17 protein-coding genes are annotated in these 15,670 nt (G+C 48.1%); 6 read left to right on the forward strand and 11 right to left on the reverse strand.

The features are described 5' to 3' along the window. Nucleotides 1–121: 121 nt before the first annotated feature. Complete coding sequence (locus tag BFP76_RS02710; protein ID WP_099591648.1) at nt 122–1,120, forward strand: hypothetical protein; 999 nt, start codon at nt 122–124, stop codon at nt 1,118–1,120. On the opposite strand, the gene BFP76_RS02715 is transcribed toward BFP76_RS02710, so the two are convergent. The 5 genes from BFP76_RS02715 to BFP76_RS02735 form a co-directional block, all read right to left on the reverse strand. Beyond that, entirely contained in the window at nt 1,117–1,791 is a 675-nt protein-coding gene (locus BFP76_RS02715; RefSeq protein WP_099591649.1) for an ABC transporter ATP-binding protein, read from the reverse strand. The genes BFP76_RS02710 and BFP76_RS02715 overlap by 4 nt on opposite strands. Next, on the reverse strand, nt 1,784–3,076 hold the full coding sequence (locus BFP76_RS02720) for a lipoprotein-releasing ABC transporter permease subunit (protein WP_099591650.1): 1,293 nt from the start codon (nt 3,074–3,076) through the stop codon (nt 1,784–1,786). Before BFP76_RS02720 ends, BFP76_RS02715 begins: the two co-directional genes overlap by 8 nt. Then, a complete protein-coding gene (locus tag BFP76_RS02725) occupies nt 3,073–3,570 on the reverse strand; it encodes a DUF2937 family protein (RefSeq protein ID WP_099591651.1) in 498 nt (165 codons plus the stop codon). The genes BFP76_RS02720 and BFP76_RS02725 overlap by 4 nt, the downstream gene beginning before the upstream one ends. A gap of 1 nt (nt 3,571) precedes the next feature. Beyond that, nucleotides 3,572–4,909, reverse strand: a complete 1,338-nt coding sequence (proS, locus tag BFP76_RS02730) for a proline--tRNA ligase (protein ID WP_099591652.1) — start codon at nt 4,907–4,909, stop codon at nt 3,572–3,574. A 75-nt stretch (nt 4,910–4,984) separates the two neighbouring features. Further along, nucleotides 4,985–5,368: a VOC family protein gene (locus BFP76_RS02735; RefSeq protein WP_205661356.1), complete on the reverse strand. Its 384-nt coding sequence runs from the start codon at nt 5,366–5,368 to the stop codon at nt 4,985–4,987. An 88-nt stretch (nt 5,369–5,456) separates the two neighbouring features. Here BFP76_RS02735 and soxR point away from each other — a divergent pair, with 88 nt between their 5' ends. Then, nucleotides 5,457–5,924, forward strand: coding sequence for a redox-sensitive transcriptional activator SoxR (soxR, locus tag BFP76_RS02740; protein ID WP_099591654.1), 468 nt, complete (start codon nt 5,457–5,459; stop codon nt 5,922–5,924). On the opposite strand, the gene BFP76_RS02745 is transcribed toward soxR, so the two are convergent. From BFP76_RS02745 to BFP76_RS02760, 4 genes are read right to left on the reverse strand one after another with little or no spacing between them, the layout of a single operon-like run. Continuing rightward, nucleotides 5,915–7,399 carry a Ppx/GppA phosphatase family protein gene (locus BFP76_RS02745; RefSeq protein ID WP_099591908.1) on the reverse strand — a complete coding sequence of 495 codons (1,485 nt, stop codon included), beginning with the start codon at nt 7,397–7,399 and terminating at the stop codon, nt 5,915–5,917. The two genes, soxR and BFP76_RS02745, sit on opposite strands and share 10 nt — an antisense overlap. Further along, nucleotides 7,392–9,605 (reverse strand): RNA degradosome polyphosphate kinase, encoded by a 2,214-nt coding sequence (locus tag BFP76_RS02750; protein WP_099591655.1) that lies wholly within the window; start codon nt 9,603–9,605, stop codon nt 7,392–7,394. The genes BFP76_RS02745 and BFP76_RS02750 overlap by 8 nt, the downstream gene beginning before the upstream one ends. Nucleotides 9,606–9,623: 18 nt before the next feature. Next, a complete protein-coding gene (locus BFP76_RS02755) occupies nt 9,624–10,295 on the reverse strand; it encodes a P-loop NTPase family protein (protein ID WP_099591656.1) in 672 nt (223 codons plus the stop codon). Then, nucleotides 10,288–11,403 carry an AI-2E family transporter gene (locus BFP76_RS02760; RefSeq protein WP_099591657.1) on the reverse strand — a complete coding sequence of 372 codons (1,116 nt, stop codon included), beginning with the start codon at nt 11,401–11,403 and terminating at the stop codon, nt 10,288–10,290. Before BFP76_RS02760 ends, BFP76_RS02755 begins: the two co-directional genes overlap by 8 nt. 103 nt (nt 11,404–11,506) lie before the next feature. Here BFP76_RS02760 and BFP76_RS02765 point away from each other — a divergent pair, with 103 nt between their 5' ends. The 3 genes from BFP76_RS02765 (at nt 11,507) to BFP76_RS02775 (ending at nt 12,758) form a co-directional block, all read left to right on the forward strand. Next, nucleotides 11,507–11,854, forward strand: coding sequence for a Lin0512 family protein (locus BFP76_RS02765; protein WP_099591909.1), 348 nt, complete (start codon nt 11,507–11,509; stop codon nt 11,852–11,854). Beyond that, nucleotides 11,851–12,222 (forward strand): Lin0512 family protein, encoded by a 372-nt coding sequence (locus tag BFP76_RS02770; protein ID WP_099591658.1) that lies wholly within the window; start codon nt 11,851–11,853, stop codon nt 12,220–12,222. Before BFP76_RS02765 ends, BFP76_RS02770 begins: the two co-directional genes overlap by 4 nt. 284 nt (nt 12,223–12,506) lie before the next feature. Then, nucleotides 12,507–12,758: a hypothetical protein gene (locus tag BFP76_RS02775; RefSeq protein ID WP_099591659.1), complete on the forward strand. Its 252-nt coding sequence runs from the start codon at nt 12,507–12,509 to the stop codon at nt 12,756–12,758. A 134-nt stretch (nt 12,759–12,892) separates the two neighbouring features. Here BFP76_RS02775 and BFP76_RS02780 read toward each other — a convergent pair whose 3' ends face one another. Together BFP76_RS02780 and BFP76_RS02785 are read right to left on the reverse strand one after the other, a co-directional pair. Continuing rightward, complete coding sequence (locus BFP76_RS02780; RefSeq protein WP_099591660.1) at nt 12,893–13,099, reverse strand: cold-shock protein; 207 nt, start codon at nt 13,097–13,099, stop codon at nt 12,893–12,895. A 186-nt stretch (nt 13,100–13,285) separates the two neighbouring features. After that, nucleotides 13,286–14,047 carry an NAD kinase gene (locus BFP76_RS02785; protein ID WP_099591661.1) on the reverse strand — a complete coding sequence of 254 codons (762 nt, stop codon included), beginning with the start codon at nt 14,045–14,047 and terminating at the stop codon, nt 13,286–13,288. 244 nt (nt 14,048–14,291) lie between these two features. Between BFP76_RS02785 and glyA the strand changes: the two genes are divergently transcribed. Then, the gene (gene glyA, locus BFP76_RS02790; RefSeq protein ID WP_099591662.1) at nt 14,292–15,578 is read left to right on the forward strand and encodes a serine hydroxymethyltransferase; all 1,287 of its coding nucleotides are present in this window, start codon (nt 14,292–14,294) and stop codon (nt 15,576–15,578) included. Nucleotides 15,579–15,670 lie beyond the last annotated feature (92 nt).

The raw sequence follows: 15,670 nt of genomic DNA on the forward strand, positions 1-15,670 counted from the left end.
GCAAAGATTTCGCAAATACGGCAAGCGTGATTGCGACGCAATTGCCATGACATACTGGAAATTCCGCTGCAAAATGATTATACTGTAATGAATAGAAGGCCAATAAAGGGCCCGTCGAGCAATGACTGCATTAAAAGAGTACGAACGATTAGAAAGCATTGGTCTGTGGCGCGAAACCCCAGATGGCCAACGCAAAGAAGTTGTCGTGGCATTCGGCGATGCATCATTGGTTTTACGCGATAGCAACGACCGCCCCTTAACCCACTGGTCTATGGCCGCGATTGAACGCACCAATTCCAACCAACGCCCTGCGATTTACACGGTTGATCCCGATGGGCACGAAACCTTGGAAATTGACGATAAAACGATGATCAAGGCGATTGAACGCGTGCGCAATCGTATTCAACGTGCGCGCCCAAAACCCGGGCGTTTGCGGGTGTGGATCAGCGCGATAACACTATGTGCGTTTGTAATTGCTGGCGTTGTTTGGTTGCCTGAGGCTACCGCGCGATACGCAACGGGTATTGTACCCGATGCAAAGTTAGAGGACATCGGACGCCGCGCATTGGCGCAAGTTAACAAGCTAACGGGTACACCCTGTTCGTCACCCTATGGTGAACGTGCACTGCGCCTGTTAGAGGATCGATTGATCGGCACCACATCCAATCGTATTTTGATTGTTGATATGGACCAACGCCAATCTGCATTGCTTCCAAATGGAAATATTCTGATCAACAAATCCTTGTTGTCGGATCAAAACGGGCCTGAACTCATGGCGGGTTATGTGTTGATGGAACGTGCAATGCAGGATGAACGGCCGCAACTTTATGATTTATTTCTGACCGCTGGTTTAAACACAACATTGCGTTTCTTGGCCACGGGAACGATTAACAAAGCAAAACTAGATCAATTCGCCGAAAGCAAAATCATGGGTAATCCATCCAATCCACGCCCTGATAATTTGCACGAATTATTCAATGTTGCTCAAATCACCAGCACGCCATTTGCCAAATCCGATTTACGCTATGGTGATTTGGCAGCAATCGACAATTACGCCAAACAATCTATACCGTTGTTGTCGGATGAGGATTGGTTAGCGCTTCAAGAGATTTGTGATTAAGACAGATGACCGCGTTCAAGCCGCACCATGCGATCCATACGTCCCGCCAAATCAATGTTATGCGTGGCGATCAATGCAGACAATCCCGTTTCCTTGACCAAATCCAAAAGTGCCGCAAACACCGTGTCCGATGTTTCGGGGTCAAGATTGCCCGTTGGTTCATCTGCCAATAACAATTTGGGGGCATTTGCCAGTGCACGACAAAACGCAACGCGTTGTTGTTCACCTCCCGACAATTCTGCGGGGCGATGTGTGCCACGTGGTTCCAACCCAACACGGTTCAACAAATCACGCGCACGATCGGTTGCCGCACCCTTGGCCACACCATTTGCCATTTGGGGCAGAATGATATTTTCAAGCGCTGAAAATTCGGGCAACAGGTGGTGGAATTGATAGATAAAACCAACGTCCTGGCGCCGTGTGCGTGTGCGTTTTCGTTCCGACAGTCCCGATTGATCAACGCCCGCAATGGCAATGTGCCCCGCATCCGCTGTGTCCAATAGACCCGCAATATGCAGCAATGTTGATTTACCCGCGCCCGACGGTGCGACCAGCCCTACCACCTCGCCCGTGGCAAGCGTGAAATCCAGATCATTCAGAATGGAAATCTCTGTTGGTTTACCCTTGTTATATGCCTTACTGACGCCCTGCAGTTCCAAAATATTATTCATATCGAAGCGCCTCGACAGGGTTCATTTTTGCTGCGCGGCGCGCTGGGAATATAGTGATGATGAATGACAACCCAAGCGAGAGGCAAACCGCCTTCATGACATCACGCAGGTTCAATTCCGCAGGTAATTGCGACAACAAGCGTTGGGATGGGTCCCATACGCCACCACCCATCAAACCATTAATGACGTTAAATATCGGATCGATATAAATCACGAACAAGCACCCCAAGATCACACCCGCAATGGTGCCAATCACACCGATAGATGATCCACAGATGAAAAAGATTCGCATGATCGACCCTTCGGACAATCCCATCGTACGCAAAATCCCGATATCGCGCCCCTTGTTTTTTACCAACATAATCAGGCCAGAAACGATATTCATCGATGCGACCAAAACCAAGATCGACATCAGGATGAACATCACGTTATCCTCCATTTGAAGCGCACGTAAAAATCCACCGCTTGCATTTTTCCAGGTCCATGTTGCACTGTTTGAATCGCTGGCGGCCAATAACATTGGGTCAAGCTGTTGCACATTATCAGGGTCATCAACCATGATTTCAAATTCATCAACCACGCCTTCGCGATTGAAATAAATCTGAGCCTCAGACAGGGGCATATATAAACGTGTGCGATCAATATCGTATCGCCCAACTTCGAATATATACACAACATCATAGGCATTGATGCGCGGACTGGTGCCAAATGCGGTTTGCAATCCATCAGGTGAAATCAAGGTTATTTTATCACCAACTGACAATCCCAATTCACGCGCCACACCCGTACCGATGGCGACACCTTTGTTGAAATTTTCAAGCTTGCCAATTTGGCGTTCTGGGTTTGCGATCAACGGCAAATTCTGCAAATCCGCCAATGTTTCACCGTAAACTTCGACACCGTTGTTGCGCCCATTTGCCGTGGCCATCACCTGACCTTTGACGATTGGAGCAACACGATTAACACCCTCTACTTGTAACAACCGCTGGGCGATGTCTTCGTAATTATCAAAGGTGCGCACAATGCGCCCATCAGCATCCTCGAACGGGGGTCGATAAACGGAAACATGTGCATTCGCACCAAGAATGGTCGCCGTGAAATCTGTGCGAAACCCAGATCGCACCGCAAGTGTTGCAATCAGCGCAAACACCGCCAGCGCAATCCCGATCAGCGAAATCCATGTCATCACGCTTACGCCACCCTCGGATTTGCGCGCGCGCAAATACCGCCAAGCAATCATCCATTCATGTGGGGCAAAGGGTGATGTTCTACCCGAATTAATCATGCGATTTTCCGTTTCTTACCGCCACGCAATCGGCGCAACATACGCCCGAAAATGGAAGTGCCGCCATAGCCTGCGCAATATCCGCCAAACAGTAACAGGAAAGATTCCAATGACAATGGAATTGCAGGTTGAAAATCGTTCCATGCACCTTGGCTAACTTTAGGATCAGCAAATTTGTGAATATAGCCAAGGCGCTGAAATGCACTTGCATCTTTCAGCGCTGCATAGCTTTGCGCTAAATCTTCTTGGCGTTTGATTGTTCGGGTCATGTCGGATTGGCGACGGTCTAAAAATTCCGTGCCAGTCATTACCGATAATGCCTGTGCGCGGGTTTGGTTTGTTTGGCTGGCTGAATTATCAAAATCCGCAACCACCACATTCAATTCCTCTACCGCGCCGCCAAGACGTTGCACATATTGTTGTGAATATTCAGGGAACTGGGACAGGCATACGCCAATCCCCAATCCACCCAAAATATTCACAACCTTTCCCATATCAACTTCCTGCGTAGATTTTGGTCAGTTTTTCCAGCGCCAATTCTGCGGTCATTTCTTCGCTTTCACCCGATTTACGGTTGGTTAATTCCACCACCCCATTTTTCAATCCGCGTGGTCCAACCGTAATGCGCCAAGGCAAACCGATCAAATCCATCGATGCGAATTTTGCACCGGCACGTTCGTTGCGATCATCATACAGCGGATCAAGGCCAAGCACCGTTGCAGATTTATACAATGCCTCGCATGCGCCATCTGTTCCCTCGTCACCCTGTTTTAGGTTCACAATGCCGACACCAAATGGCGTGACTGCCTCTGGCCAGATAATACCGTTGTCATCATGGCTTGCCTCGATAATCGCACCGATCAGGCGCGACACACCAATGCCGTGTGACCCCATGTGTACGGGCACTTCTTTGTTTTCGGAATTCACCACTTTGGCGTTCATTGCATCGGAATATTTGGTGCCAAAATAAAATATTTGCCCCACTTCAATCCCGCGCGATGACATGCGGCGATCCTCAGGGATTTCGTTAAATTTCGCTTCATCATGGGTTTCGTCGGTGCGTGCATATGGCGTTGTCCATTCTTTCATGATCCCAGCACATTGATCCCAATCATCATAGTCGATTTCGCGATCACCCAGATGCAGATCAAGAATGTTTTTGTCGTAAAACACCTCGCTTTCGCCCGTATCAGCAAGCACCAAAAATTCATGCGTGTCATCGCCACCAATCGGGCCACTGTCCGCACGCATTGGGATCGCCTTTAGCCCCATGCGTTCATATGTGCGCAGATAGCTTACCAAATGGCGGTTGTAAGCATGCATCGCAGATGGTTTATCCACGTCGAAATTATAACCATCCTTCATGAAAAATTCGCGCCCGCGCATCACGCCAAAACGTGGACGTACCTCGTCGCGAAACTTCCATTGGATGTGATAAAGTGTCAGCGGCAAATCTTTGTGTGATTGCACAGAGTCGCGGAAAATATCGGTGATCAATTCTTCGTTCGTTGGACCATAAAGCATATCACGACCATGACGATCTGTGATACGCAACATTTCCTTGCCATAATCATCGTAACGCCCCGATTCACGCCATAAGTCAGCGGATTGTAATGTGGGCATCAGCATTGGATTATGACCAGCACGAATTTGTTCTTCGTGCACAATATTTTCCAATTTACGCAGAACCTTGAACCCCATCGGCAACCACGAATAAATGCCCGATGCCGCTTGGCGGATCATGCCGGCGCGCAGCATCAAACGATGGCTGACGATTTGCGCGTCGGCAGGGTTTTCCTTGAGGGTTGGTAAAAAATATTTCGATAGGCGCATAATCTCGGCTCGCTTTGCACAAAGTGTTTCATTTGTGTCTAGGCGATTGCCCGCGCACGTGCAATATCGCTTGTGTTATTGTGCGTAGCTTACAACCTCTATTTCCAACCCATCGTCGTCTTCGAAATAAAACCGTCGCCCAGGTTCGTAGTCGCCATGGCTATGCGCGGTGTAACCCGCGTTTTGCACTCGTTTTTCGACCGCATCCAAATCGGACACAACCACCGCAATATGATTCAATCCTAACAGATATTTGTTGCGCGGCGTTGCAATGCGTTCTGGCGTGCCCAATTCGTACACCGCCACATATGAGTTTTCACCGCCCACATGAATGGTCTTGCCACCACTGAGTGAATCCCCTTCCCAGCGGATTTTCCAATCAAACAGATCACACAACAAGCGCGCGGTTTTCTTGCGATCACTTACGGTGATATTTGCATGTTCCAGATAATTTTCCATCGAGTTTCCTTTCATTTCCAATTGATATGGACATGTTATGCAACCTCAAGTTAACCTGAGCACAAGCTGAATTATTTAAGGAAAATCAATGATATTCAAAAAAGGTTTGCGCATTGGACGTATTGCACAGCGTACAGGGCTGTCCATTTCCGCCATTCGGTTTTACGAAGAACAGGGTTTGGTTCAATCCGAACGCAACGCAACGGGCCAGCGTGTTTTTCAACAATCGGACATTCGCAAATTATCATTTGTAATGATCGCTCAAAACCTTGGCTTTAGCTTGCGGGAAATTTCACATGCGTTATCTCGCTTGCCTGACAACCGCGCACCAACGTTGAAAGATTGGGAAAAATTAGCAGGGCAATTTGAAATAGTTTTAGATCAACGGATCAATGCGCTGCAAACTTTGCGCGAAAAACTAACAAGTTGTATCGGTTGTGGCTGTTTATCACTGGATCGCTGTGCACTTTATAATGCACAAGATCGCGCCGCACGTTTGGGAACAGGTCCGCGATATCTGTTGGGCGACCGCCCAGATCAACCGGATCAGGCGTAGGTAACCACACCTTTGCGCCCCAAGGAATCGGCCAATGCGTCAAAGCGTTTTTTGACAACTTCACCGAACACATCCGTACCGTTGCTGTCCAAAGACAATTCAATTGCAACCTTGGTTTTGCGAATTTTGCCCAGATCACTTATTTCCGCCCCTGTCATCATCGCACCCAGCCGCATTGCGCGGCCAACGGATTCCGCCAACTGGCGTTCCTCTGCCGATAACAAATCACGCAAACGGTGATATCCCAGCGACATCGCCTTGGTTTTGTATCGGTTCAACAGCGCCCATGCGATAAAGACACGGCCCTGATGACCAATACCACCGAAATTTGCATGTGTTGCACCATAAAAACAAATTTCCGAGCGATAGTCAGGGTGTGATGCCCAATAGACGTCATGCAAAATACAGGCCGCACGGATCAAGCGTTTACGCTCTTCGTTCTCTTCTGGAAACAATGGAAGCAGCCAATCACATAACTGATCGCCAAATCCTGGGAAACGCGCTTGTGCATCTTCGACGGATCGACACGCTTCCAATAACGGGTCTCGTGTTTGCAGGCCCGCTGGCATCCGTTCAAATAACAATCCTTCACGCAGTCCATAACTGGAAAATGTCACTTCTTCGGTTTTGAATTGGGTCAATATCTGTTTCAAAACGCGGATCGCAGTGGGTAACAATTCGATACGCGCAGGTGATGCGTTCACCATGCGAGTCAATTCATCTTGGTCACTATCGCCAATAATCGCGATGGTTTCCAGAACTTCGTCCACAGGCAAATGATAGTTATGCAATACGCGCAGAGGATAGTTATTCCGCTCCATGTGAAACTTCGCGATTGCTCGTAGTGATCCACCCACCAGATAAATGTTATCTTGACGTCGCTTAAAAAGCGGTGCGATTTCGGCCAGTTCGTTTTTGATCACACCGTCTTGCACTTTGATATCATCGGATACATCGATAATGCTCAGCGGCCCCAATGCCGTGGTCACGATATTGCCGATCTTACCATTGTTGATTTCAGCAAATTCAAGTGATGAACCACCCAAATCACACACCAACCCATTTGCATCTGGCCAACCAAGCAAGACTCCATTCGCGGATAATCGCGCCTCTTCTTCACCGGAAATGCTGACCAAATCGATGCCGATTTCGTCTTGAACCTGACGACAAAATGCGGGGCCATCTTCGGCCTCTCGTACAGCGGCGGTGGCAACGGCGCCAAGGCTATTTAATTCCATTTGATCGGCCAAAACCTTGAAACGGCGCAATGCGCTGAGCGCGCGGGTTTTGCCATCTGGGTTTAGTTTATGTGATCGTACCAAGCCCTTGCCAAGCCCACACAATACCTTTTCGTTGTAAAAATATGCGGGTGATCGCGCAGCGCCATCAAACACCACCATCCGAACAGAGTTTGATCCAACGTCAATTACACCGACGCGCCCAAGCTCTGAAATTTCAATATTGGTTTTATTCATCTTGATCATCATAAGAATGCGTTAATTTTGGTACGTCAACCACTCCTGCTTTGCCACGGCCCGAAAGCGACGGGTTTTCCATGAAAAACCTGTGGCAATTAAATTTACCCTCTTTAATCGGAGCATTATGGCGCAAATATGATCCATCCGATTGCATGACCCAAGAATTTTGCACATCTGCCATATTTGCCGCCATGATCTGGCTCATGATTTGGGCGTGCACTGTTTTATTTGTAATCGAAACCAGCGTTTCAACACGGCGATGCAAATTGCGCCCCATCCAATCCGCAGATGACATATATACCGACGCTTTTTTATGTGGCAGCCCATTGCCGTTGGCAAAACACACAATTCGCGAATGCTCCAAGAAACGCCCAACAATGGATTTGACACGGATATTTTCAGACAATCCTTTTACGTTGGCACGCAAACAACAAATGCCACGCACGACCAAATCAATCTGAACGCCATCATTGCTGGCCCGATAAAGCGCATCGATAATTTCGGGATCCACCAACGCATTCATCTTGGCCCAAATCGCACCCTTTTTGCCAGCGCGCGCATGTGCGGATTCTTGTTCGATCTTTTCCAACAAATCCGATTTCAAATCATCCGGTGAAATTGACAGTTTTTTTAACCGCTCAGGACGTGCGTAACCTGACAAATAATTGAACACTTTGGCGGCATCGCGCCCAAGTGTTTTTGAACAGGTAAAAAACGATAAATCTGTATAAATATTTGCCGTAATTGGATGGTAATTCCCTGTGCCAAAATGGGTATACGTTGCCAATGAATCGCCTTCACGACGTACAACGGTTGAAATTTTGGCGTGTGTTTTCAGATCGATAAACCCATAAACGACATGTGCGCCCGCGCGTTCCAAGCGACGCGATTGGCGGATATTTGCAGCCTCGTCAAATCGTGCCTTCAATTCCACCAGCGCAGTAACGGATTTACCGTTTTCCGCTGCTTCACATAATGCCTCGACAATGGGGGATTGGTTCGATGTGCGATACAATGTCTGTTTTATCGCCACAACATTTGGATCACGCGCTGCTTGTTGTAAAAATTGCACGACGATATCAAAGGATTCATAGGGATGATGGAGCAACATATCTTTTTGCTGAATCGCGGCAAAAATATTCCCCATATAATCTTGAACACGCTCTGGAACACGCGGCTTAAACTGTGGCCATTGCAAATCGGGGCGATCAGATACGATTAATTCCGATACATCCGACATGCCCAATAGGCCGGACAGCTCAAACACTTCGTTTTCATCCACATCCAATTCACGCAAAATCAATCGGCGCAAATCAGATGGCGCATCTGCAGACAGTTTCAGTCGCACCGCATGCCCTCGTCGCCGCCGTTTCAATGCTGTTTCAAATTCGCGTACTAAATCTTCGGCTTCGTCTTCGATTTCTAAGTCACTGTCACGCAACACACGAAATATGCAATCGCCCAGCAATTCATAGCCCGGGAATAAATCACCCAGAAATGACAAAATCACAGTTTCCAACAGCACCATTCGATGCCCATTGTCATCGCTGCGCGGCAATTCAATAAAGCGATCAACCTGATTAGGAATCGGCAATAGCGCGGTAAGCGGTCGTCCATCTTTTTTACGCGAAAGATTTAGCGCAAGTGCCAATCCTTCGCTTGGGATAAACGGGAATGGGTGTGCAGGGTCCACGGCCATTGGGCTAAGTACTGGAAAGATTTTAGATTTGAAAACATCGCGCAAAAACGACAAATCATCTTTGGACAGATCTTCACGCTCCAAAATGACAATGTTCGCCACCGCCAGTTCGTCGATCAAATCGCTCCAGATTTCTTGCTGGCGTTCCATCAAACGCGACGCATCCGCATCAATCAAATCAAGCTGTTGTTTGGGGGTTAATCCATCATATGACGGTGCATCAATCCCGCCACGATATAATTCGCGCAAACCCGCAACACGCACCGTGTAAAATTCATCCAAATTGGTGTTGGAAATGGATAACATGCGCACGCGTTCCAACAGCGGAATTTCATCATTCGCGGCCTCTCCCAGCACGCGCCAATTAAATGCAAGCCATGACATTTCACGGTTCACAAAACGTGCGTCGCTTTCCATTGAAACATCAGAATGTTCAACAGGTGCAGATGGGTGCGAATTCAAAAAATCCGCATCGACTTCGGGTGTTGTCAAAGGAATATTCATCAACAACAATTATGCCATCTAGTCAGCGAAAGAGTCTAGTACGATCCGCGCTAGTTTTCGTGAAATCGGTTTTCGCGCTGCGAGCGCTGTTTCATCAAGCGTGGCCACCAATTTTGCAACAAAATCAAATGATCGTTCCATACGAGGCATTAAATAATTCACCACCCCAGGATCAATTGCGATCTGGCGATCTTCGAACTGTTTGATCATCACCGCCATCAATAGCATATCATCAGGTGCATCAAGTTCGACACGCGACAACGCAGCGATACGGCTGTTCAAATCTGGCAACAACAATTGCCAATCTCTGGGTGTATCGCGCCCCGTAAACAATAACTTATTTCCCGTATCCAACATCACATTGTGCAAATGAAACAACGCCTCTTCGCCATCTGTTTGCGCTAAATCAGCGACGTCTTCGATACACACATTTTGTGTGGCCAAGGATGGAATATCCGCATCGATTAACTCATCTGCGGGGACAATTATCGCACCCGCATTTTGCGCCCAAATCTGTGCAAGATGGGATTTACCGGCACCTTTTGGCCCCAATAATATCAGCTTGTTTTGTGTCCAGTTTTGCCACGCATCCAATGCGTTCACCGCTGCTTGATTGCTGGGTGATACAAAAAAATCTTCGCGCCCCAATGCCTGACGCACGGGTAAATCCAATATTAGTTGTTCAGCCATTCGCGTCGGATTCTTCGCTCAAGATTACATCTTCGCCTTGATGCTCGACCTGTTTGCCAACCAAGCCAGTGTAAAGACGACCATCCAAATATTGGCTGATACCAAAGCGGAAAAACACACCCAAACAAGCGGCAACAGGAACAGCCACCAACATTCCGGTAAAGCCCATCAATGATCCAAATGCAGACAATGCGAACATCAACCAAACAGGGTGCAACCCCACAGAGCCACCGACCAGTTTTGGGGTTAATACATTACCCTCAACCATTTGGCCCGCCACGAATATTACCGCCACAACAATGATCCATTCGGGCGAACCCCAAAATTGGAATAGCGCCAGCCCAATCGCCAACACGCCCCCAATTACCGATCCGACATATGGAATAAACGTCAATAACCCCGCAATTAATCCAACTATCAGGCCAAATTGTAATCCCACCGCCATCAATGCGATTGCATAAAATGTTCCCAAAATTGCACATACCGTAAGTTGTCCGCGTACAAATCCCGCCAAGACACGATCAACGTCCCGCGCCAAACCGCGTAACGTTTCCAAATGATCACGGGGAAGCCAGCTGTCCACCGTTGCGACCATACGGTCCCAATCAAGAAGCATATAAAACGCAACCACCGGGGCAACCACGATGAATACCAGCGCGTCAACAATGCTGAATGCGGATGCTAAAATGGCACTGGCAAATTCACCTGCGCGCCCTTTAAACCCTTCGACAAAACTTTCAATTCCTTGGCGAATGACCGAACTTTCATCCATCAACGATGGGAACTTTCCGGTCAGAAATTTTTGTAGTTGTTGAATATATTCTGGTGCAGCCGTGGCAAGTGCCGCGGTTTGTTGCACCAGTTGTGGAATCAGGATCACCACCAGTAATGCACAAACAAACAAGGCAATCACAGTGATTGTCACCGTTGCCCAAATTCGAGAAAATCCCATTGCCTCTAATCGATCCGCCGTGGGGTCCAGAAAATAAGCGATGGCCATACCCGCAATAAAGGGCAACAAAACCCCACCCAAAAGCCAGAGCGCAAAAACGGCCACAACCATGCCGATGCCCCAGTATTTTGCCTGTTGTGATACGCTGAGCGCCATTTCAATTCCCTTTAGCTTTCCCCTTACTCCCAAAGCGAAGTTCAGATTGCAAGCATCAGTTAATATAAATACTGATATGATCAGGAAAGACGGGGATATCAAGATGGCGAAAAAACGTGTAGCGGTAGAATTTGGAATGGGCACATCATTGCGCCGCATGGATTATACCCAAGCGGCCTGTCGTGCGTTGCGCGATGCTTTGTGGCACAATTCGCTGACAATGGCGGATGCGTTTGGCTTTGATAAATCGGCAATGTTGGTTGATGTGGAAATTGCCGTACAACAACCCGATCAGGTTGATATTGGTGAATTGGCCAAAATCCTCCCTTATGGGCAGCCAAGTTTTCGCGTGGAACATGGGGGGTTAGACATCGCAAAACCCAATGGCGATCATACGGTGATCGCCAATGCCGCGGTCATTGTATCCTTTGATATGGAGGCAGCGCAATGAAACGTCTTATCTTGGAAATGGGGATGGGTGCGGATTTATATGGCTTGGATTATACCAAGGCTGCCAATCGCGCCGTTCAGGACGCATTGCGCCATTCGTCTTTGATTTTGTTTCGTAGCCTCGATCTTGATGTTGATAAAATGGAAGTCCGCGTCACCATCGGTGTGCAAGAACCCGAAAAGATAGACACAACCGCCATTGCCGCCACCCTGCCCCGTGGTCGGGCATCCGTTATCGCACAAAAAGGTGGGCAAAATGTAAGTGATGCTGAAAATGGCACCGAACATGCCATCGCAATCGCTGCGATTGAGGCGTATTATCCAATTTCCCCCGATGAATGGCGGTTAAGTCATCCAAAACAGGATTAAACGAATCCTAAAACTTGTTGCGCAAAGACTCGCCACCGCGTCCGAGGCGTATTTTTTGCGCGAATATTTGCGAAAATGACACCCATCGACCAGCGATAAATTGCGGGATTTAACAACATCACTTCAGGGTGATTTTTCGCGCAAATTATTGCTGATTCAAATCACCCAAAAAGGCAATTTAATGCTTGGTTTTCAAAGCTTTGATTTAGGTGATTGTGATCGTTCAAGTGGTTTCGTACCTGTAGTTCACGGCAAACAAGCCGTTTAACCATTAGGAGAATAAAATGATGAAAACGACACTTATCACAGCCGCAGTTATCACCAGCTTTGCTGGCGCTTCTTTCGCACAAGACACATTGGCGTGCGACGAAGAAACAATTGCAGCGGTTGCGTCAGCAGTCGAAGCATCACCAGAAGCCACGAAAGAGGCTGCCATGTCCGAATTGACCATGGCCAAAGAAAAAATGGCTGAAAATGATGCTGAAACATGTGCGCTGCACCTGACAAACGCAGCGTCTTTATCAACACAACAATAAAACTTCCCTAGACCAGCCATCCCCCTTACGCTGGTTGCCCCCTCGCAGAAATGCGGGGGGTCTTTTTGTACAAAAAAACGGTGGCTTGGATATCCAAACCACCGTTTAAATCAAACCGATAATCGGCGCTGTAATTATACAGCTTCCAGATTGATCGCAGATTGTTTGCCGTTACGACCATCTTCAAGCTCATAAGTCACTTTTTGATCGTCGTTCAAGCCTTGCAAACCAGCCGCTTGTACCGCTGTGATGTGTACAAACACGTCGTTTCCACCATCATCAGGTGCGATAAAGCCGTAGCCTTTAGTTGCGTTAAACCATTTTACTGTGCCGTTAGCCATCAGTATTCTCCTAAAATATCGCCATCCGCGTTATGCGATGGCTGTGGTGCAGTGCGATCTCAAGAAACAAACCGTCTGCATAGGCTTTCGGAGAATTTTTGTGAAAGAGTACTTCACAAAACCCATCTAGGCTTGCGCCAATAGAATTGCAAGGTTTCTTTGATATTCCCTTTTATTTAAGCGGTTTTAAGCGAACTGTTCGCGGATTAGTCTCTCTTCCAATCCATGGCCTGGATCGAACAAAATGCGATGTTCCACATCGGGGGCGCTGATGATTTCAACGGCCAATACATCGCGTGCTTCTGTGCTGTCGGCGGCGGCCGTGACGGGGCGCTTTTGGGGTTCCAAGACATCAAATCGCACCTTGGCACCAATGGGTAACAACGCACCGCGCCAACGGCGCGGGCGAAACGCGGACATCGCGGTTAACGCCAAAATCTCAGCACCAATCGGCAATATCGGCCCATGTGCAGAATAGTTATATGCGGTTGATCCCGCAGGTGTCGCCAATAATGCGCCATCACATACCAATTCGGACAATCGCACCTTATCATCGACGGAAATTTTCAATTTTGCGGCCTGCGGCCCAGCGCGTAACAATGATACCTCGTTGATTGCTAACGCTTTTTGCTCGCTGCCATCCGCACAATATGCGGTCATGGCCAGTGGATGGATCACCGCCATTTCTGCGTCTTTGATCCGCTTTTCCAAATTATCTTCGGCATATTCATTCATCAAAAAACCAACCGACCCGCGGTTAAGGCCAAAAACAGGTGTCGGTAAATGCTGTGTGCTATGTAGGGTTTCCAACATGAAACCATCTCCACCCAGTGCAATTATCGCATCAGCGGATTCGGCAGGTGCGTTGCCATACCGATCAACCATCATCCCCAATGATTTTTGCGCCACATCTGCGCGGCTGGCGACAAAATTCAATTTTAATGCCATGTGCAAATCACCTTTTCAATTTATCTGCTTGTACCATGCGATGTTCGCATCGGAAACACCATGCGCCTATCAGCGCAGAATAATATTGTTTATGAGATTTTTTCACGTGGTTGGCTATTTCATTGCCGCCTCGGTTTGGGTATTTCACCGCCTTAACGGGAATACATGTCGCATTTATGCTTTGACTGGCCCGATGTTTCCGATAGGAAACTTTTGACAATGCACGGCCAACAGGAGACGCGCCATGACAAAAGACAACGGATTTTTCACCCAAGATATCGCCGAGCGCGACGCAGAATTGTTTGGCGCGATCACAGCAGAGCTTGGCCGTCAACGTGATGAAATCGAACTGATCGCATCCGAAAACATCGTATCCAAGGCCGTGATGCAAGCACAGGGGTCGGTTTTAACCAACAAATACGCCGAAGGTTATCCAGGTCGCCGTTATTATGGCGGTTGCCAACACGTTGATGTTGCCGAAAACCTTGCCATTGATCGCGCGAAACAATTGTTTGGCTGTGACTTTGCCAATGTTCAGCCCAATTCGGGTTCACAGGCCAACCAAGGTGTGTTTCAGGCATTGCTACAACCAGGTGACACGATCCTTGGCATGTCATTGGATGCTGGTGGTCACTTGACCCACGGTGCAAAACCAAACCAATCTGGTAAATGGTTTAATGCCATTCAATATGGCGTGCGTAAACAAGACAGCCTGTTGGATTATGATCAAGTTCAGGCATTGGCAGATGAGCACAAACCAAAAATGATTATCGCGGGTGGTTCTGCGATTCCTCGCCAAGTTGATTTTGCAAAAATGCGCGAAATCGCTGATAGCGTTGGTGCTTATCTGTTTGTTGACATGGCGCATTTTGCGGGCTTGGTTGCCGCGGGTGAACACCCATCACCATTCCCATATGCAGATGTGGCAACAACAACCACGCATAAAACATTGCGCGGGCCCCGCGGTGGTATGATCCTAACAAACAATCCAGATATTGCGAAAAAGGTAAACTCTGCCATTTTCCCAGGTATTCAGGGCGGCCCGTTGATGCATGTGATCGCAGCCAAGGCGGTTGCATTTGGCGAAGCGTTGCAACCCGAATTCAAAGCCTATCAAAAACAGGTGCGCGCCAATGCCGTTGCACTTGCAGATCAATTGATGAAGGGCGGCTTGGACATTGTTTCTGGCGGTACCGATACACATTTGATGCTGGTCGATTTGCGCCCCAAAGGTGTGAAAGGCAACGCAACAGAGGCCGCATTGGGCCGTGCACATATTACCTGCAACAAAAACGGAATTCCGTTTGATCCTGAGAAACCAATGGTGACATCTGGTGTGCGTTTGGGAACGCCTGCGGGCACAACACGTGGGTTTGGCGAAGAAGAATTTCGCGCAATCGGCGATATGATCATCGAAGTTGTCGATGGTTTGGCCGCCAATGGCGAAGATGGCAACGCCGCCGTTGAACAAGCCGTCAAGGCCAAGGTCGAAGCACTCTGTGCAAAATTCCCGATCTATTCTGACCTTTAATCGCCATTTGATGCCGATTTAACATTCAAAGATCAGCGCCCTTGTGACAAGGCGCGCTGATCTTTACATTACTGCATATAATTGCGGGATAT

The organism is Paramylibacter kogurei (genome assembly GCF_002742285.1).
GTDB classification, from domain to species: domain Bacteria; phylum Pseudomonadota; class Alphaproteobacteria; order Rhodobacterales; family Rhodobacteraceae; genus Amylibacter; species Amylibacter kogurei.